Raw genomic sequence first — 18,190 nt, 5'->3', positions numbered from 1 at the left:
ATTCTCATACATTAGTTGGTAAGTTTTGATTGCCGATTTCGCTCAACAAGAGATAATCAGAAATTGCAATTTACGAGTGCCGATACACAATGGAATCGTGTATCCTCTCCAGTTAGCTATAGAAAATAATAAGCAGACTCAAATATATGAATATTGGTTTAATAATCGTCTTAGTAGCCGTTCTTTTGGTGTTAGTTTTAGGCTACAACATCATGCTTCAATATAAAGTTAAGGTAGAAACAGCGAAGAAACAGGAAGCTTCTCGTTATCTAACCATTATTGACGGTACAGAAGAACTGATCGGCAACGCTCATCACATGCCGTTTAGCCAAGATCTTCTTGTATGCTTAAACAATCGAATTCTTGATGCATTAGAAAACATGTATCAACTCGATCCAAAAAATAAGCAGCTTGCCCAACGCATTGAAAGCGTAAAACAACAAATCACTCAGCTAAAAGAGAACTACAAAGGTGGCGAGAGTACCGCTTTCCGCGTACCAAGTAGTGACAAGCAAGCGATCATGATGCTTAAGTTAGTTAAACGCCTGCGTGATACGGTGCGCAACGAGCACAATAAAGGCCGTTTCGAGACTCAAGCTTATGTGGTTGAAAATGCTCGCCTAGAAACAATTCAAATCCGTATTAACATTGAAAATGTTATCAAACGTGCAAACGATTCGATTTCTCGCGGACAACCGGGAACAGCGATTCAGCTATTACGCAAAGGTATTGATGCTTTGGCGACTAAGAACGACTCGTACTCTAATCAAGCCAAAGAAAAGCTTCAACAGATGCTTAACGAGCTTGACCAGAAACGCCAAGACAAAAACGCTCAAGATTTGCAGCAGATGGAATCTAAAGAACGAGAAGACGATATGGATGCCCTCTTCGGTCAGAAGAAGAAATGGTAACAGTCTAACTCAACACTTAAAGGCCGCCTTATTTACATTAAATAGGCGGCCTTTTTTGTAGCTGTTGAATTTCCTTTCTCTGTATAGGGAGATCTCTTGAGCTGTGATAAAATCCCCGCATTATCAACAAACTTTCCCTGACCATGTATCAAGAATTACTCGCTCCAATCCACTCTTTTCTTAAAGCCGAAACGCCAGATTCATGGATAGATGAAGCCAAAAAGCCAGAAAATCTTCACATCATTCTACGCGATCACATGCTGTGTGAACTTAAGGCGGCACAGAGTGCTTTATTCCTTATTCGCAAGTACGCCGTCGATAAAGAAAGCGCGAAGCAACTGAATGAATGGATTTTGCCATACGAGCAATTTGCTTACCGTCGTATCGGAGACTTAGAGTCTCTGCGTGGTAAAAGCAACGTATCCAAGCAAATCACAGCGAAAGAAGGCTGTAATTACGGTGCTGACCTAATCGATAAGATGGTTTTACTGATCAAAGAAGAGCTGCATCACTTCTACCAAGTCATGGAGTTGATGGAGAAGAAAGGCGTGACTTACCAGCCAATCGAGGCGGGTCGTTACGCTAAGGGCTTGATCAAACAAGTTAAGACTTACGAGCCTGATGCTCTGGTTGATAAGCTTATCATCGGTGCGTTTATTGAAGCTCGCTCTTGTGAGCGCTTCGCTAAATTGGCTCCTTTCTTGGAAGAAGACATGGAGAAGTTTTACGTGTCTCTACTTCGTTCAGAAGCTCGCCACTACCAAGATTACCTTGAGCTAGCAGAACAGATCGCAGGGAAAGATATTTCAGAGCGTATTTCGCATTTTGCTCAAGTAGAAGCTGATCTTATCACTTCAGAAGACAGCGACTTCAAATTCCATAGTGGTGCTCCGGTTTAGGCTCCACACAGAACATTCAGTCCAGTTTAGACTAATCCAGACTAAAAAATTAAGGCCAGCAATTTGCTGGCCTTCTTTATTTATATCTCAATCCAAATATAGACTTAAGCAAGCGTACCGTTGATCTCTGCAAGTACAGCAGCAGGGTCTATCGCTTGCGTAATCGGACGACCAATAACAAGGTAGTCTGAACCTGATTCAATCGCTTTAGAAGGCGTCATGATGCGCTTCTGGTCACCAACATCTGCGCCGACAGGACGAATACCTGGAGTAACTAGCTTGAACTCTTGACCAAGTGCACCTTTAAGCAAAGAAGCCTCTTGTGCAGAACATACAACACCGTCTAAGCCAGAGTTTTTCGTTAGAGAAGCCAAGCGCATCACGTGTTGTTGTGGTTCAAGATCCAGACCGATACCCGCTAAGTCAGATTGCTCCATACTGGTGAGTACCGTTACACCGATTAACAGTGGACGATCTTTGCCATAAGGTTCTAAGATTTCGCGAGAAGCCGTCATCATACGCTCACCGCCACTTGCGTGTACGTTCACCATCCAAACACCCAGTTCAGCGGCAGCACGGACTGCTTTTGAACATGTGTTCGGGATGTCGTGGAATTTAAGGTCTAAAAATACTGAGAAACCACGCTTATGTAATTCACGAACAAATTCAGGGCCAAACAGGGTAAACATCTCTTTGCCCACTTTTAGGCGGCAAGATGCTGGGTCAATTCGATCGACAAAGGCTAACGCATCCGCTTGATTATCATAATCCAAGGCTACAATGATTTTTTGGTCGTTCATTTCATCTCCTAACGCAGTTAACTTTCTAAAAATTTCTAATCACCTAAGCAGGTGATAAATAACAGTCATAAAAATGCAGCCCGAAAGCTGCAATTAATAATTTGGTCTTAAAGTGACCACAAATCTATTCACCATCAAGCCCACGAATAGGCTTGATCGTCCCCCACCCTTTACATGAAGGGCAGTGCCAATACAAAGAGTGTGTCGAGAAACCACACTGACGACAACGGTAATGAGGCTTAACCTTAAGCTGTTCACCAACCATAGATTGAAGTGTGGTTAAGCTGTCTTTTGCTCGGCCTTCTTCTGCTTCCGCTAGGTGGTAATCGATTAATCGATAAAAACCTTTCATGGTTGGATTTTTAACAAGCTGCTTTGTCAGTAACTCTTGAGCAGAGCCTACATCTTCATGGTGAGCAACCAATTGAGCCAGCATCAGTTCGGCAGATACACCGGCTTTCTTCTGAATACACGCTTTGAGGAACTCGACCAATTGAGCTTCTTGTCCAAGCTTGTGGTAACACTCAGCAAGGGTTGGCAACACCTCACTGATAAAATCGATATCTTGTTCAAGTACCGATTCAAGACAATCAATTGTCTTTTGGTAATCTTCGTTCGCTAAGTGGAACTTCCCTAGTGCGATACTTGCGCGAACACATTTAGGGTCTTCAGAAAGCGCCTTCTTAAAATGCTGAAGCGCTTTAGAACGATTACCATCGGCTTGTTCTTGCATTGCAAGCTCACACCAGAAATGCGCGACTGTGGCACGCATCTTCATTTTTTTCTTGCCGAGCTTAACTAAGATATTTCCGTAATGGATAGCCTTGTTCCACTCACGGGTCTGCTGATAAATAGCCACCAACTGCTGTAAAGCGCCCTCTTTATGGTCAGGTTCTTCTACAAGTTGTTCAAAGATTTTTTCAGCGCGATCAAGGAAGCCAGAGACCATGTAGTCTTTAGCTAATTGTTGCAGTGCGAGATTTTTCTGATCGAGGGTAAGCCCCGAACGAGAGATGAGATTTTGGTGAATACGAATAGCGCGGTCGACTTCGCCTCTTGAGCGGAACAAGTTGCCCAAAGCCAAGTGAGTATCGATGGTTTCATTGTCTACTTGAAGCAGTTCAATAAAGTGATCAACCGCTTTGTCAGATTGATCTGACAGTAATAGGTTCAAACCCGTCACGTATTGACGGGAGATCTGGTGTGATTGCTTTTGTTTTTCTTGCTGAGCGTTACGATTACCCATATACCAGCCATAAGCGGCTGCGATGGGCAAAAGTAAGAACAGTAACTCTAACATCAAATATAGCCTTTAAGCTTTAGTATCAGCAGGGACCTGCTTTGATTGCTTATTGAGTTGCTTCTTCAAGCGATGAATTTTTAGCTGAGACCGCATGTGCATATTACCAAAGACTAACCAAGCAAGGGCGAAGCCTGAAACGAATACAACACCTAATAAACTTGATAGGTGGAAGTCACCTTGCGCTAGCAGATAGTTGAAATTCACAGTTGTTTGGTTTTGAGAGCCTAAAGCCAGTGCAATTAGGAAAAGTGCGATAACGGCGACTATTTTTATAATTTTCATAGTTCATCACTCATTGGTTGGTTAGCTGTACGATTATGCAGGAAAATTACTAATCAGACCACCATATTATGGTCATAAAAAAGCGGCATACATTATAGTATGCCGCTTTTCTTAATTCCGATAAGTAGGCTACATTCCTGAGTTTACTCGTTCACGCAGCTCTTTACCTGGTTTGAAGTGAGGAACGTATTTACCTTCTAACTCAACCTTGTCACCAGTCTTTGGGTTACGTCCAACACGAGGCTCACGATAATGCAGAGAAAAGCTGCCAAAACCGCGAATTTCGATTCGATCACCACTTTCTAGTGTTGAAGCCATATGCTCTAAAATGTCTTTTACAGCGTCTTCAATTTCTTTTGCAGAAAGATGCGTTTGCTCAGCGCACAGTCTCTCAATCAATTCAGACTTAGTCATAGTTACCCTCGTTGGTTTTCTTTTTAGAAATTATAGACCTATCGGAAAAATAAGCAAAAAAAAAGGAGCCTTACGGCTCCTTTCTTGGCTAGATAGCTATAATTCTCTTAATGAGAAGCTATTATTCGCCTTTAGCAGCTTTGAATGCGTCTGCCATTGCGTTACCGAACGCGCCTTCTTCAGACTTGTTCAGTGAAGCCATTGCTTCTTGCTCATCAGCTTCATCTTTAGCTTTGATAGATAGGTTGATTACGCGGTTCTTACGGTCTACACCAGTGAACTTCGCTTCAACGCTGTCGCCAACGCTTAGGATTAGAGATGCATCTTCGATACGGTCGCGAGAAACTTCAGAAGCGCGGATGTAACCTTCAACGCCTTCGATTAGCTCGATAGTAGCGCCTTTCGCGTCAACTGCAGTAACAGTACCGTTTACAAGAACACCTTTCTTGTTGTCAGCAACGTATGCGTTGAACGGGTCGTTTTCCATTTGCTTAACGCCAAGAGAAATACGCTCACGCTCTGCATCTACTGCTAGAACAACAGCAGAGATTTCGTCGCCTTTCTTGTATTCACGTACAGCTTCTTCGCCGGCAGCGTTCCAAGAAATGTCAGATAGGTGTACAAGACCGTCGATACCGCCTTCTAGACCGATGAAGATACCAAAGTCAGTGATAGACTTGATCTTACCAGTAACTTTGTCGCCCTTAGCTTGCATTTCTGCAAATGACTGCCATGGGTTAGCTTTACACTGTTTCAGACCTAGAGAGATACGACGACGTTCTTCGTCGATATCAAGAACCATAACCTCAACTTCGTCGCCAACATTAACAACTTTAGAAGGGTGGATGTTCTTGTTAGTCCAATCCATTTCAGAAACGTGTACTAGACCTTCAACGCCTTCTTCGATTTCAACGAAGCAGCCGTAGTCAGTTAGGTTTGTAACACGACCAGAAAGCTTGTGACCTTCTGGGTAACGCTTAGCGATTGCTACCCATGGATCTTCGCCTAGTTGCTTAAGACCTAGTGAAACACGAGTGCGCTCACGATCGAACTTAAGAACTTTAACTAGGATTTCGTCACCAACGTTAACGATCTCTGATGGGTGCTTAACGCGCTTCCAAGCCATATCTGTGATATGTAGAAGACCGTCAACACCGCCAAGGTCAACGAATGCACCGTAGTCAGTAAGGTTCTTAACGATACCTTTAACTTCAGTACCTTCTTGTAGAGTTTCAAGAAGTTCGTCACGCTCAACACTGTTTTCAGATTCGATAACAGCACGACGAGAAACAACAACGTTGTTACGCTTCTGGTCTAGCTTGATTACTTTGAACTCTAGCTCTTTGTTTTCTAGGTGAGCAGTGTCACGGATAGGACGTACGTCTACTAGAGAACCAGGAAGGAAAGCACGGATACCGTTAAGTTCAACAGTGAAACCGCCTTTAACTTTACCGTTGATGATACCAACAACAGTTTCAGCTTCTTCGCAAGCTTTCTCAAGTACGATCCAAGCTTCGTGACGCTTAGCTTTCTCACGAGAAAGTTGAGTTTCACCGAAACCATCTTCAACAGCGTCTAGAGCTACGTCTACTTCAGCACCAACTTCAACTTCAAGTTCGCCAGCAGCGTTCTTGAATTGTTCAGCAGGGATAGCAGATTCAGACTTAAGACCAGCGTCTACAAGAACGAAACCGTTCTCGATAGCTACTACAGTACCTTTAACGATGCTGCCTTGTTGGAATTCAGTTTCAGATAGAAACTCTTCAAAGAGTTGAGCAAAAGATTCAGTCATTATTTAATCTTCAATAATTAAACGTCCATGGGTATCCTACCGCATGGGGTTGATAAATTCGCCGGTCATCATCCTTGCGACCAACGTTCGTACTAGCTCGGCGAAATTACCCAGCCAGTTTCGATTCAATATAGTGTAGTGCTTTTTCTACTACCTGCTCAATATTCATTGAGGTGGAATCAAGCACTAGAGCATCCTCTGCAGGGCGAAGTGGCGCCACTGGGCGATTACGATCTCGGTCGTCTCGCTCTTGGATCTCGCTCAAAAGGTCGTCAAATTTAACATCTAACCCCTTCTGTTGCAACTGTTTAAGGCGGCGACTCGCACGCTCTTCAGCACTTGCATCTAAAAATATTTTCGCTTCAGCTTCAGGAAACACAACCGTTCCCATGTCACGACCATCTGCAACCAAACCAGGCGCAGCGCTGAATGCACGTTGACGACGAAGCAGTGCTTCGCGAACGCGAGGTAAAGCAGCAACTTTTGAAGCCGCCATGCCTGTCTCTTCTTTACGAAGTTCACCAGACACATCTTCACCTTCTAGGATAACCTTAACTAAGTCGCCTTCAGCAATAAACTGCACGTCTAAGTGTGTAGCAAGCGGTACTAAAGCATCCTCTGATTCAGTATCCACACCATGGTGAATTGCCGCTAAAGCCAATACGCGATAGATCGCGCCTGAGTCTAGAAGATGAAAGCCTAGCTTATCTGCTAGCAACATACACAGGGTACCTTTACCTGCACCACTTGGTCCATCAACCGTAATCACTGGGCTTTGAGAAGGCATCTTTTACTCCACGTTTTGTCGTAAGTTTTATTCTGTACTAGCGATTCGCCACTACTTTATAGGCGGCATATTATAGAGAAAAATTGGAACTCGAGCGAGGTAAATCTCAGATAATTCCGTGTTGATGATGCATAAACCAATGCAACTATCTCAATATCCGTTTGCTTAGGTTAATAAGACACGCACGCGCTTTTCGATAGCGCACTTTTCGATAGATAGAAAAAAGCCTTGCAATAGGCAAGGCTCATGATTTTTCATTTTGTAGAGCAAACAAGAATTCGCTCAAAGAAGCTTAACCAATAATAGCTCGAACCGCTTCTAGGTCTTCAGGCGTATCAACACCAGCCGCAGGTGCTTCCGCCGCAACGTCTACGTGGATTTTTTCACCGTACCAAAGTACTCGTAATTGCTCTAGGCACTCAATACGTTCAAGAGTGCTTGGTTCCCAGTTAATGTAGGTATTGATAAAACCCGCTCGGTAAGCATAGATACCAATATGACGAAGCAAAGGAGATTCCGCTGCAGTACCGTTGTTCGCGTAAGCATCGCGATCCCAAGGGATGGTTGCTCGGCTAAAATACAAGGCATAACCGTCTTTATCGGTTACAACTTTAACGGCATTAGGGTTAAACACTTCATCAGCATGAGTGATTTCCACACCTAACGTTGCCATCGGAGCTGTACTGTTAGCAAGATTGTTGGCAACCTGATTAATGATCGAAGGTGGGATAAGTGGCTCATCACCTTGAACATTCACGATAATATGATCATCAGGAATATTCATAACTTCAATCACTTCAGCTAGGCGTTCAGTGCCCGATTCGTGATTCGGTGATGTCATACAAACGGTCGCGCCAAATGCTTTAGCCGCTTTTTCAACTCGAGCGTCGTCGGTAGCGATAATAACGTTATCGGCACCCGCTTTCATTGACTGTTCGTATACCCATTGAATCATCGGCTTTCCACCAATGTCAGCAAGTGGCTTCCCTGGTAAACGGCTCGATTGGTATCTTGCAGGTATAACAACCGTATAAGACATTACTTACCCTCATCCATAGAAACGGTGCGAGCTTCAGGTTCTAAAAGAACAGGAATACCCTCTTTAATTGGGTAAGCAAGGCGATCAATTTTACAAACAAGCTCTTGCTTATCCTTGTCAAAAGTTAGTTTACCTTTACATACAGGGCAAGCAACGATCTCAAGTAGACGGTGATCCATAGTATTCCATAACCTCTTTTATTCTTTTTAAAATTTGCTGTTGCGAATCTTCATCGAACTGCGCAGAAACTGGAAGATACCACCAGTTATCTTGAGCATATTCTTCGCATTTTACAGCGTCTTTTTCTGTCATAATCAGATTCATACCTTTCTTAGCTAAGGCATGAAGTTCATCTTTATCAAAATCTTGATGATCGGCGAAACCCTGTGTGAATACCACATCACCATCAAGATCTTCCAATGTTTTAAAAAAGCGCGGTGGGTGGCCAATACCGGCAAAAGCAACCAGCTTCTGTAATTCTGCCACAGACCTTTTCTGACCAGTCTTTAGGTTAACCGCTTGGCTTGGAAGCAAAGACATCGAGAACTCTCGCCCATGCGCTTTACCGCCATTGTTAACCAAAAAGTCGACTTCATCTAAACGAGATACAGGCTCTCTTAACGGGCCTAAAGGAATTAGGCATTCGCTACCAAAGCGTCTTGCGCCGTCGATAACTGCAAATTCAATGTCGCGTTCAAGCGCGTAATGCTGAAGGCCATCGTCAGTGATAATCACATCAACACCTTTGCTCAGCAATGCTTTCACTGCGTTAGCTCGCACAGGGTCGACTGCGACTGGCGCACCAGTTCGCTTACGAATCAAGCGAGGTTCATCACCCGAATGCTCAGCTGGGGTATTTTCATCCAACACCAACGGATAGCTTGGTGCTTTTGCACCGTAGCCACGAGATACGACTCCGGGTTTAAAGCCGTGAGCCTGAAGCATCTCAACTAACCAAATCACAACCGGTGTTTTACCATTTCCACCAGCAGTAATATTGCCCACAACAATAACAGGTAAAGGCGGGCGGTAGGTCTCTTTATTCCCTGAGAGATAAGCGTCACGACGCCGACTACTGATCATTTTGAACAGCAGACTCAGTGGCCACAAAAGCGGCCAGAAAAGATATTTCAACGGGTGATTGTTAAACCAAATCTTTTCGATCACAACAAGACCTAATTTATCCGCTGAACTGAATTCGGTGTAATTGTGCATAAGCACCATCATGCGCGATTAGCTCAGCATGTGCGCCCCTTTCTACAATATGACCATCATCAACCACTAGAATCTCATCAGCTTGCTCGATGGTAGAGAGTCTGTGTGCGATAACTAATACTGTTTTGTCTTTCTGCAGTTCTTCTAATGCAGATTGAATCGCTCTCTCTGACTCAGTATCCAGTGCAGACGTCGCCTCATCAAGAATCAGCACAGGCGCATCTCTTAATAAAGCACGTGCAATCGCAATACGTTGTCTTTGACCACCAGAAAGGCTTGCGCCATTTTCACCAACAACGGTATCGATGCCATTTTCCATGCCTTCGATAAACTCACTTGCATGAGCAAGCTTAGCCGCGTATTCGATCTGTTCACGTGAATACTGTTCTTCTGCTGCATAAGCGATGTTGTTAGCCACCGTATCGTTAAACAGATGTACATTTTGAGAAACGAGCGCAAAGTGCTCACGCAGATTTCTCAATTCGTAATCACGAATGTCGTGGCCATCAAGCTCAATTGAACCAGAGTCTACGTCATAAAAACGAGTGAATAGGTTAGCAATGGTACTCTTACCCGAGCCAGATCGCCCAACAAGCGCAACCGTTTTACCTTTCGGTATATTGAAGCTGATCTTATCAAGTGCTGGTTTCTCTGCACCGTCATAAGTAAACGTGACATCTTTAACAGCCACTTCACCCATTACAGTTTCAGGTTTCAACGTCCCTTTGTTTTGCTCGGTATCTAGATCCATCAAGCCAAATAGAGTCGTACTCGCAGCCATACCACGTTGGAATTCAGACGTTACGTTAGTTAACGCCTTTAGCGGACGTAATAGACCAAACATTGCAGAGAAGACAACGGTAAACGTACCAGCAGTAAGCTCGGCTTTAATAGAATCGACACTAGCAAGGAATAGAACAACCACAATCGCAATTGAGGCAATCATCTGAATAATTGGGTTAGCGGCAGCTTGAGCCGTTACCAGCTTCATGCTTTGTTGGCGCATCTGGTTGCTAACGGTATCAAAACGGCCTCTTTCTAGCTCTTGACCACCGTAAGTTAGAACCACTTTATGCCCTTTCAGCATTTGTTCAGCTGAAGAAGCAACGTGACCCATGCTAGTTTGCATGTTCTTAGAGATCTTTCTGAATCGCTTCGATACGATACTGATCGCCCACGCAACCAAAGGCGCTACAGCAAATAACACCAAAGATAACTGCCAACTATTCCAGAACATCAGCGTCAACAAGCCAATAATACTTGCACCTTCACGGACAATACTGACTAACGCTTTACTGGTTGCTGCAGACACTTGCTCTGAATCGTAAGTAATTCGAGATAGCAATGCGCCTGTCTGTTCTTTATCGAAGAAAGAAACAGGCATGTGCATGAAATGGCTGAAAATCTTACGACGAATTTCCATCACCACATTGCCAGAGACCCAACTCAAGCAATAGGTTGAAACAAAGCCACTGACGCCACGAACGAACATCATGGCAAAGATAATAAGTGGAAGTGTACGTAAAAAGTCAGATTCAGCATTACCAAAGCCTTCATCAAGTAACGGCTTTAGTAAGGAAATCATATAGGTATCAGAAACGGCATTTATAATAAGCGCAATTACCGCAACACCTAGGCCGGCCTTATATAATCGAATATAAGTCCAAAGTCTTTTAAATGTGACCCAGGTAGTTTCATCTGTTTGTGTTGACATAGAATCGCTTAATTTTCTCACAATAATCTATCTATTCTACTCCCTTACGGAGCATCTGCCTATACCACTGCCCGCCTTGTTGTTCTCTAATCGCATGATATTGCCAACCTTCTTTGCTAAGAGTGATGGTTATTTGTCCGCTTTCTCCAGTATCTAGCCAAGTACTCCCCGCTTCCTGATAACGTTCAATAACAAACTCACTCGGCATTCCCCACTGGTTGCCTTTGGCAAGAGAAGCTATCGCCAGCTGAGGAGACACCGCCTCAATAAACGACTTAATCGATGACGAATCGCTGCCATGATGCGGAACCAACATAACATCACTCCTTAGCTGTTCTCCTTCACGAGCAAGTAACCACTCACTTACCAGTTCAATATCACCATTGAGCAACATTGAGAAATCAGCACTATGATCTGAGATCTTGACCACACACGAATGTGGGTTATACGCCCTCTTTACTTGCTTAGGCGGCCACAACACCTCAAAAACAACATCTTGCCAGTTCCAAACCTCTCCAATAGTACATGTTTGAATATTAGACGGGGCTTGAGTGATAGATTGGCGTTCTTGAATAATGTTCTGACTGGTTCTTATCCACTTTGGCGTATAGTTCTCAAGTAATGCCGGATAACCACCAGCATGGTCAGAATCGAAATGACTCACAATCACGCCTTCTAATTCATAAATCCCCCGTTGATTCAAAGTAGGAATCAACAAAGACTCAACAACCGAGCCTCCTGGCCACGCATTGCCAAGATCATAAACAACAATCTGATTGTTCTTTTCCAAGACCAAAGACAACCCATGCCCAACATCCAAGATATCAATAGTTAGTTTGTCTTGCTGGGGTTTGCTGAACTCCCACCACAGCACAAACACTGCAGTTACCAATATCGATAATGTTCGCTTGAAATACCGACTAACAAAGCTCAAAAACAAGATAAGGAATACTGATAATGCAATCGTCTGATTATCGACTTGGATCCAAAATCGCTCAGAGAAAGGAAGACTAAATACGAGAGGCTCAAGCGATAAGTCGACTAACTTCCACAGCTGACTGACCAAATCATTGTCTAGCGCTGTTATACCAACCACGCCAGACACTGACTCCGATATTAAGCTTAGAAACATTGCCAGAAACAACAGCGGGATCGTCACCATCGATACCCAAGGCAAAAGGAACAAGTTGTAGAAAACAGAGACTAAACTGACTCCTTTGAAAAACAACATCGAGGAAGGCGCGATAAGGAATGTCAGCATCAGTTGAAGCTTAATAAGTTGGAGTGCGTAGTCGATAAATGTAAAGCTTGAAGCTGAGCGCTGAGTATTACAGGCGATATAGAAAACAGCGCCCAATGCACCAAAGGACAACCAAAAACTGCTCGACAAAGCTGAAAACGGCCAAATCAGCAGAACCACGCACACACTTAAAGTAACATATCGAAGCAAACTGATATTTTGCCCACGCCACAAGAAATAACTCGCGATAACGCACATCACCAAAGCTCTCAAAGTTGGCAGCGTGAATCCAGCAAACCAACTATAGAAATACGCCAAGCCGAGCCCGAATATTGTAGGTAACCAAAGAAATGAAGGGGAAAGTAACCTTAATATCTTGCCAATCTGATAGCCGATACCAAAGGCAATCCCAATATGCAGCCCCGAAATAGCCATCAAGTGAATCAGGCCACTGCTTTTAAGCATATCCCACCGCTGAGGCGGAATAAGGTCTCGATATCCAAAACTCAAAGCGATAATGAGATCTTGATTTGCCAGCAGACTTAACCTTTCAAGGCTGGCTTCAAACCATTGGGCGCGTAAGTTGGTGCTAGAATGAATTCGGTACTTGGTATCTGCTCTGTAAGTTGCATTGGCAACCACGCCAGCACTAAACAAGTACTTTTCTCGGTCAAAGCCGGCTTCGTTGAGTTTGCCCCATATCGGCTTTATTGAGGCCGATAAATAGACATCATCTCCAAGCGTTAGCTTGAAAGGAGTAAACAAACGCAATTTTATCAATTGAGGAAAGATTAATTTTTCGCCGCCAATTGATCTGACTACTATTACGCTTTCAAAACCGTGGCTATTTTCACTAAAAAGGCTAACAACCGACGCATTTATGGTAGTATTCTGCCCTGATTGGAATAAGCGACTCGTTTGTATTTCAATCGCATTCCCTAGGCAGATAACTAGTATCAATGCTGTTACTGGACCTCTTGCACTCCGGAAAACGCTATACTTTGTTGGTGCTAGCAGTAACAACAGCATCAATGGTGCCCAAACCCAATGTGGCATCACAGGCCAGAAGCTGGCAGACACAACTGTCGCAGCAAATGAAATCAAGAACCAAGTGTTAAACAAGAGAGTAGCTTCCTCCTATGCCAAGAAAGTTTATCAAACGATTTATGCCTGACCATGATCTAATCAAGCGTCAGAAAGCATTGAAAGTTTTTGGCAATGTTTTGTACAACCCCAACTTATGGTGCCTTAATCGTCGCTCTGCGGCTGGCGCGTTTGCTGTTGGGTTATTCATGGCGTTTGTCCCTCTACCAAGTCAAATGATTATGTCTGCAGGCCTTGCTGTCGCATGTGGCGTTAACCTGCCTTTAGCTGTCGCACTTGTTTGGATCAGTAACCCGGTTACCATGCCTGTTCTCTTCTACTTTGCTTATAAAGTCGGGGCGTTTGTTATGCATGTGCCACCGCAAGCCTTCCATTTCGAATTGTCTTGGGACTTCATCTTGGCGCAAATGAGCACTATAGGGCCTCCGTTCTTATTGGGTTGTCTGATTTGTGGCGTGGTTTCAGCAATGATTGGCTACTTTGGTATTCGCGGTTTATGGCGCTACTCAGTAGTAAGAAGTTGGAAGAAGCGACAAGCAAGGCACTGAACGCCATTTCTTGTTATTCAATCTAACCTTGTATGCGCTTCACTTAAAACGTACACAAGTTAAAATCGGATGAGCTACTTACCTCTGCAAGATTGGCATGTAACGAAAGTCGTAAAGAACACGAATTGAATTCAATAAAAAAGGATCCCACTGGGATCCTTTTTTGTATCGACTGAAAACTGACGGCCTGTTATTTAGGCGAATGCTATTTAGAACTCAGCACTGAGGCTGGATTCAACTTCGCCGCGCGTGATGCTGGGTACCATGTCGCCAGTAAACTCAGCACAATCGCAGTGCCGGAAACCACAACAACATCCGTCATATCAAGTTGTGATGGCAAGAAGTCGACAAAATAGATATCACCGGACAAGAACTGGTGATCGACCAACTTTTCAAGTCCTTTGATTAGTGTCGTGAGATTAAGAGCGACTAGCACACCTATTGCACTGCCCACTAAACTGCCTAACACGCCTGAGAATACGCCCTGCCAAACAAAGATGCGCTTCACAAGGCCGTCTGATGCACCCATGGTTCTTAAAATCGCGATCTCTGATGCTCTGTCTTTTACTGCCATCATTAGCGTCGAGACAATATTGAAACAAGCCACACCAATAACCAGTACCATCACCAGATACATGATGGTACGAACGAGTTGGATATCTCGATACAAGAAACCAAACTTCTGCTGCCAGCTTCGTAGATACACATACACATCAAGCTGATTGCCCACTTCACGCACAATAGAGTTCGCGTTCAGCACATCGGTCACTTTTAAAGAGACTCCAGTTACCGCCTCACCTAAGTTGGCGTAGACCTGAGCATCACCAATCGGAATCAGAGCCAAGCTGTGGTCAATCTGGCCATTAAGCGTCAGCAAGCCAACCACTTTCACTCGAACACGCTTTGGCGCCTGAACCTTCACAGAACCGTTTACCGCTGGAATCATCAAAGTCAGATAATCACCGACTTTCGCACCCAGCACATTCGCTACACCAGAACCTAAGATGATTTGTTGTTGCCCTGCTTTAAACTCACTCCAAGCTTGCTTATCGATAAAACTCGACAGGCTCGATACTTGTTGCTCAAGTTGTGGGTCAACGCCGCGAACTTCAATTGCTTTGAGTTCTTTGCCCTTTTCAGCAAGCGCTGTAATTTTTACATAAGGCGCAGCAGCAACGACTTTATCGTGCTTAACCGACTCCTCAATCACGTGCTCCCAACGAGTCACAGGCTCATTCACGCCTTCAAATTCACCATGAGGAATGACAGAAAGTACTCGTGATTGAAGCTCTCGCTCAAAGCCATTCATCGCAGATAAGCCGATAATGATCACCGCGACACCAACCGCAATACCAATGGTCGAAGACAATGAGATGAACGACACCATCTTGTCTCGTTGTTTCGCACGGCTAAATCGGCCGCCTATCAATAGAGATAAAGAGGAAAACACTTAGCTCTCCTCTTTTTCTACGTTGACCAGTAAACCATCTTGCATGTGAAGTTGGCGATCCATCTTACCGGCAAGTTCACCATCGTGAGTCACGACCAAAAAGGCAGTATCGTATTCACGGTTCAGTTCACGCATTAAGTCGTAAATAGACAGTGCGGTGTTATGGTCAAGGTTACCGGTTGGTTCATCCGCCAACACTAGCGCAGGCTTATTCACCAATGCACGAGCAATCGCCACACGTTGCCTCTCGCCACCAGAAAGCTCTGAAGGTCGGTGGTCCACGCGGTGACTCAATCCAACTTTGTCCAACAAACGTTGTGCTTCTTGCTTTGCTTTAGCGGGCTTTTCGCCGCCAATCAATAACGGCATCGCCACGTTTTCTAAAGCTGAAAAGTCAGATAGAAGATGATGGAACTGATACACAAAGCCAAGATGCTGGTTGCGAAGCTTCGCCTGCTTATTCGAACTCAAAGATGCTAAATCTTGACCAAGAAAACTCACACTGCCCGCAGAAGCATCGTCTAATGCGCCTAAGATATGCAGTAAGGTACTTTTGCCCGAGCCAGAGGTACCGATGATTGCTACTAGCTCACCCTTTTCGATGTCAAAGCTGACTCCCTTGAGCACCTCAGTATCTAACGAGCCTTCACGGTACGTTTTACGGATATCATTACATTGAAGAAAATTACTCATAACGAAGGGCCTCAGCAGGTTTCACAGACGATGCACGATAAGAAGGGAATACAGTGGCAATCAGGCTAAGTGCAATAGCCAGAACCACAACAACAGCGATTTGAATTGGGTTAATCAAAATTGGTAACTGACCACCAAACGAGAATAGAGCAACACCCATCGCTTCTAAAATAGTATTAAGGTTCATCGCTAGAGCAACGCCTAACACACCACCAGAGAGCGCACCAATCACGCCACTACTCGCGCCCTGAACCATAAAGATGCCCATCACTTGGCCGTCAGTCATGCCCTGAGTTTTAAGTATCGCGACCTCAGATTGTTTCTCCATCACCACCATAATCAGCGCAGAGATAATATTAAATGCAGCAACCCCGATGATAAGCCCAAGCATTAAACCCATCATGTTTTTCTCCATACGAACCGCTTGGAACAGCTCGCCACGTTGGTCACGCCAGTCGCTCCACAACCAACCTTCCGGTAATGGCTGAGTTGATAACTCTGCGACTTCAAACGGGTCTTCAAAAAATAGTCGCCAGCCTGAAATGGTGTCTGATTTATAACGCATCAAACGCCCAGCGTCTTGGATGTCTGTCACCATAAGTTGAGCGTCGATATCAGAACCTGTATTGAAAATACCGGCAACGGTGAAATTTCGTTGGCTTGGAATACGACCTAACGGGGTGTACTGGCTCGCGCTGGTCACCATCAGGCGAACTTTGTCACCCATAGATACCTTCAAATTTCTGGCCAAGGTGTGACCAAGAAATAGCTGATACTGGCCCGCTTTAAGTGAAGACAATCTGCCCGCAATCAAGTGGTTTTGAAGAGGGTCATCTGAATTGGGTTCAATGCCAATTAACAAACCCGCAGATAATTGAGCCGGACTCTGAATCACTGCCTCACTGCGGACAATCGGTTCAACGTGACCATTAAGCGAGATTTGCTCTGCAAAATTAGGCGCTTGGGCAGAAAGAGAGGTAGTGCCACCTTGCTCATAAACCACCGCTTGAGGAAGAACACCAAGAATTCGGTCTTTTAACTGCGCTTCGAATCCATTCATTACCGATAAAACAGTAACCAAAGACAGCACACCAATGGTGATACCTGCCGTCGACATATAAGAAACAAAACGGCTAAAGCGATCACCTGAACGGCCTTTCAAATAGCGTAGGCCAACAAACAACGAAATAGGATGAAACATACTTTGAACCATCTAAAGGGGATGCGGGTTAATGTAACGGGTATTGCTGTTACTGTGTAGGGGTTAATTGAAAATATAGAGTGAATTAACTCAATTAGTTAGGCTTGAAAAACAGAACCTTGTCAAATAGCCAAATTTCAAACAACTATTTGAGACTTTCAATTAACTGACCTTGATTACTGTGGCCACATAGCGATAATCAATAGATCACTTCAAGGAACTAACGCATGACAGAACAAGAGTTTTTCACCGTTCACCATAGCCTTACCGCTAATATTGAACCAATGGACAGCGGCTTCACTTTACCTTCTCAAATTCAATTCGAATCTGAGATCCCAGCACCATTTGTGGTGGCAAGTGAATTTAGCCAATTGGATCTGTTAGCTGACAGCGCTCGAGCGGAACTGAAAAACAGCGACTTGAAGAATGTCACCAGTTTATTGGATGCACAAAACTCAAAATTAAACCTCTTGTTGAGCTTTATGTTATCGCAGCAAGATGATGAGAAATTTCGCACTCACACCTATTCATTTGGTGCGAGTCAGTTTTCCTGCTTTTCAAAAGCAGACATCGAACCGGGTCGCTTAGTAAAAGCCAAACTTTTTCTAGAGCACCCAGCTGCAGCCATTTATTGCTACGCAGAAGTATTTGCTAGCGAGGCGAAAGACTCAGGTTTCGAAATCAAATTTAAATACGCTCATCTTCGCGATACCGACCAAGACCTGCTCATTAAAGCGGCACTTTATCAACAACAGAAACTCTTGCGTCAACGCTCTCTAGACCGAGATAACAAGTAAA

The 18,190-nt window shown here is 44.2% G+C and carries 18 protein-coding genes; 4 read left to right on the top strand and 14 right to left on the bottom strand.

The features are described from left to right. Positions 1 to 146: 146 nt before the first annotated feature. Complete coding sequence (locus tag AB4583_RS12080) at positions 147 to 911, top strand: hypothetical protein (RefSeq protein ID WP_017060243.1); 765 nt, start codon at positions 147 to 149, stop codon at positions 909 to 911. 143 nt (positions 912 to 1,054) lie between these two features. Continuing rightward, the gene (gene miaE, locus AB4583_RS12075) at positions 1,055 to 1,810 is read left to right on the top strand and encodes a tRNA isopentenyl-2-thiomethyl-A-37 hydroxylase MiaE (protein ID WP_017060242.1); all 756 of its coding nucleotides are present in this window, start codon (positions 1,055 to 1,057) and stop codon (positions 1,808 to 1,810) included. 104 nt (positions 1,811 to 1,914) lie between these two features. Here the strand turns inward: miaE and pyrF are convergent, their stop codons facing one another. From pyrF to AB4583_RS12020, 11 genes are all read right to left on the bottom strand, one after another. Continuing rightward, positions 1,915 to 2,610 carry an orotidine-5'-phosphate decarboxylase gene (gene pyrF / locus AB4583_RS12070; protein ID WP_017060241.1) on the bottom strand — a complete coding sequence of 232 codons (696 nt, stop codon included), beginning with the start codon at positions 2,608 to 2,610 and terminating at the stop codon, positions 1,915 to 1,917. Between the two features lie 124 nt (positions 2,611 to 2,734). Beyond that, positions 2,735 to 3,910, bottom strand: coding sequence for a lipopolysaccharide assembly protein LapB (gene lapB, locus AB4583_RS12065; protein WP_017060240.1), 1,176 nt, complete (start codon positions 3,908 to 3,910; stop codon positions 2,735 to 2,737). A gap of 12 nt (positions 3,911 to 3,922) precedes the next feature. Further along, positions 3,923 to 4,195, bottom strand: a complete 273-nt coding sequence (locus AB4583_RS12060) for a LapA family protein (protein WP_017060239.1) — start codon at positions 4,193 to 4,195, stop codon at positions 3,923 to 3,925. 129 nt (positions 4,196 to 4,324) lie between these two features. Beyond that, positions 4,325 to 4,609: an integration host factor subunit beta gene (gene ihfB, locus AB4583_RS12055; RefSeq protein WP_017060238.1), complete on the bottom strand. Its 285-nt coding sequence runs from the start codon at positions 4,607 to 4,609 to the stop codon at positions 4,325 to 4,327. A gap of 121 nt (positions 4,610 to 4,730) precedes the next feature. Beyond that, the gene (gene rpsA / locus AB4583_RS12050; RefSeq protein WP_010439921.1) at positions 4,731 to 6,401 is read right to left on the bottom strand and encodes a 30S ribosomal protein S1; all 1,671 of its coding nucleotides are present in this window, start codon (positions 6,399 to 6,401) and stop codon (positions 4,731 to 4,733) included. A gap of 106 nt (positions 6,402 to 6,507) precedes the next feature. Further along, a complete protein-coding gene (cmk, locus tag AB4583_RS12045; protein WP_017060237.1) occupies positions 6,508 to 7,188 on the bottom strand; it encodes a (d)CMP kinase in 681 nt (226 codons plus the stop codon). Positions 7,189 to 7,480: 292 nt separating this feature from the next. Then, positions 7,481 to 8,227 carry a 3-deoxy-manno-octulosonate cytidylyltransferase gene (gene kdsB / locus AB4583_RS12040; RefSeq protein WP_017060236.1) on the bottom strand — a complete coding sequence of 249 codons (747 nt, stop codon included), beginning with the start codon at positions 8,225 to 8,227 and terminating at the stop codon, positions 7,481 to 7,483. Beyond that, positions 8,227 to 8,406, bottom strand: a complete 180-nt coding sequence (locus AB4583_RS12035) for a Trm112 family protein (RefSeq protein ID WP_004736429.1) — start codon at positions 8,404 to 8,406, stop codon at positions 8,227 to 8,229. Before AB4583_RS12035 ends, kdsB begins: the two co-directional genes overlap by 1 nt. After that, positions 8,387 to 9,394 (bottom strand): tetraacyldisaccharide 4'-kinase, encoded by a 1,008-nt coding sequence (gene lpxK / locus AB4583_RS12030; protein WP_372117488.1) that lies wholly within the window; start codon positions 9,392 to 9,394, stop codon positions 8,387 to 8,389. Before lpxK ends, AB4583_RS12035 begins: the two co-directional genes overlap by 20 nt. Positions 9,395 to 9,407: 13 nt before the next feature. Beyond that, positions 9,408 to 11,156, bottom strand: coding sequence for a lipid A ABC transporter ATP-binding protein/permease MsbA (gene msbA, locus AB4583_RS12025; RefSeq protein ID WP_372117467.1), 1,749 nt, complete (start codon positions 11,154 to 11,156; stop codon positions 9,408 to 9,410). 31 nt (positions 11,157 to 11,187) lie between these two features. After that, positions 11,188 to 13,518, bottom strand: coding sequence for a DNA internalization-related competence protein ComEC/Rec2 (locus tag AB4583_RS12020; protein WP_372117464.1), 2,331 nt, complete (start codon positions 13,516 to 13,518; stop codon positions 11,188 to 11,190). A 17-nt stretch (positions 13,519 to 13,535) separates the two neighbouring features. On the opposite strand from AB4583_RS12020, the gene AB4583_RS12015 reads away from it, so the two are divergent. Next, a complete protein-coding gene (locus AB4583_RS12015; RefSeq protein ID WP_017060232.1) occupies positions 13,536 to 14,048 on the top strand; it encodes a DUF2062 domain-containing protein in 513 nt (170 codons plus the stop codon). A 205-nt stretch (positions 14,049 to 14,253) separates the two neighbouring features. Here the strand turns inward: AB4583_RS12015 and lolE are convergent, their stop codons facing one another. Genes lolE through lolC form a run of 3 tightly spaced genes read right to left on the bottom strand, consistent with a single transcriptional unit; the run spans position 14,254 to position 17,392 of the window. After that, a complete protein-coding gene (lolE, locus tag AB4583_RS12010; protein ID WP_017060231.1) occupies positions 14,254 to 15,498 on the bottom strand; it encodes a lipoprotein-releasing ABC transporter permease subunit LolE in 1,245 nt (414 codons plus the stop codon). Next, complete coding sequence (gene lolD / locus AB4583_RS12005) at positions 15,499 to 16,191, bottom strand: lipoprotein-releasing ABC transporter ATP-binding protein LolD (protein WP_017060230.1); 693 nt, start codon at positions 16,189 to 16,191, stop codon at positions 15,499 to 15,501. It lies immediately after the preceding gene. Further along, on the bottom strand, positions 16,184 to 17,392 hold the full coding sequence (gene lolC, locus AB4583_RS12000; protein WP_102429154.1) for a lipoprotein-releasing ABC transporter permease subunit LolC: 1,209 nt from the start codon (positions 17,390 to 17,392) through the stop codon (positions 16,184 to 16,186). The genes lolD and lolC overlap by 8 nt, the downstream gene beginning before the upstream one ends. Positions 17,393 to 17,619: 227 nt before the next feature. Between lolC and AB4583_RS11995 the strand changes: the two genes are divergently transcribed. Beyond that, entirely contained in the window at positions 17,620 to 18,189 is a 570-nt protein-coding gene (locus tag AB4583_RS11995; protein WP_017065300.1) for a hypothetical protein, read from the top strand. Position 18,190 lies beyond the last annotated feature (1 nt).

This window comes from Vibrio sp. 10N.222.49.C12, assembly GCF_041475025.1.
Lineage (GTDB): Bacteria > Pseudomonadota > Gammaproteobacteria > Enterobacterales > Vibrionaceae > Vibrio > Vibrio crassostreae_C.
This window is presented reverse-complemented; position numbering and strand designations above follow the sequence as displayed.

Bases quoted from the DNA above. Each gene is read 5' to 3' on its own strand.
- AB4583_RS12080 (WP_017060243.1), top strand. From the start codon at position 147: ATGAATATTGGTTTAATAATCGTCTTAGTAGCCGTTCTTTTGGTGTTA.
- miaE (WP_017060242.1), top strand. From the start codon at position 1,055: ATGTATCAAGAATTACTCGCTCCAATCCACTCTTTTCTTAAAGCCGAA.
- pyrF (WP_017060241.1), bottom strand. From the start codon at position 2,610: ATGAACGACCAAAAAATCATTGTAGCCTTGGATTATGATAATCAAGCG.
- lapB (WP_017060240.1), bottom strand. From the start codon at position 3,910: ATGTTAGAGTTACTGTTCTTACTTTTGCCCATCGCAGCCGCTTATGGC.
- AB4583_RS12060 (WP_017060239.1), bottom strand. From the start codon at position 4,195: ATGAAAATTATAAAAATAGTCGCCGTTATCGCACTTTTCCTAATTGCA.
- ihfB (WP_017060238.1), bottom strand. From the start codon at position 4,609: ATGACTAAGTCTGAATTGATTGAGAGACTGTGCGCTGAGCAAACGCAT.
- rpsA (WP_010439921.1), bottom strand. From the start codon at position 6,401: ATGACTGAATCTTTTGCTCAACTCTTTGAAGAGTTTCTATCTGAAACT.
- cmk (WP_017060237.1), bottom strand. From the start codon at position 7,188: ATGCCTTCTCAAAGCCCAGTGATTACGGTTGATGGACCAAGTGGTGCA.
- kdsB (WP_017060236.1), bottom strand. From the start codon at position 8,227: ATGTCTTATACGGTTGTTATACCTGCAAGATACCAATCGAGCCGTTTA.
- AB4583_RS12035 (WP_004736429.1), bottom strand. From the start codon at position 8,406: ATGGATCACCGTCTACTTGAGATCGTTGCTTGCCCTGTATGTAAAGGT.
- msbA (WP_372117467.1), bottom strand. From the start codon at position 11,156: ATGTCAACACAAACAGATGAAACTACCTGGGTCACATTTAAAAGACTT.
- AB4583_RS12015 (WP_017060232.1), top strand. From the start codon at position 13,536: ATGCCAAGAAAGTTTATCAAACGATTTATGCCTGACCATGATCTAATC.
- lolD (WP_017060230.1), bottom strand. From the start codon at position 16,191: ATGAGTAATTTTCTTCAATGTAATGATATCCGTAAAACGTACCGTGAA.
- lolC (WP_102429154.1), bottom strand. From the start codon at position 17,392: ATGTTTCATCCTATTTCGTTGTTTGTTGGCCTACGCTATTTGAAAGGC.
- AB4583_RS11995 (WP_017065300.1), top strand. From the start codon at position 17,620: ATGACAGAACAAGAGTTTTTCACCGTTCACCATAGCCTTACCGCTAAT.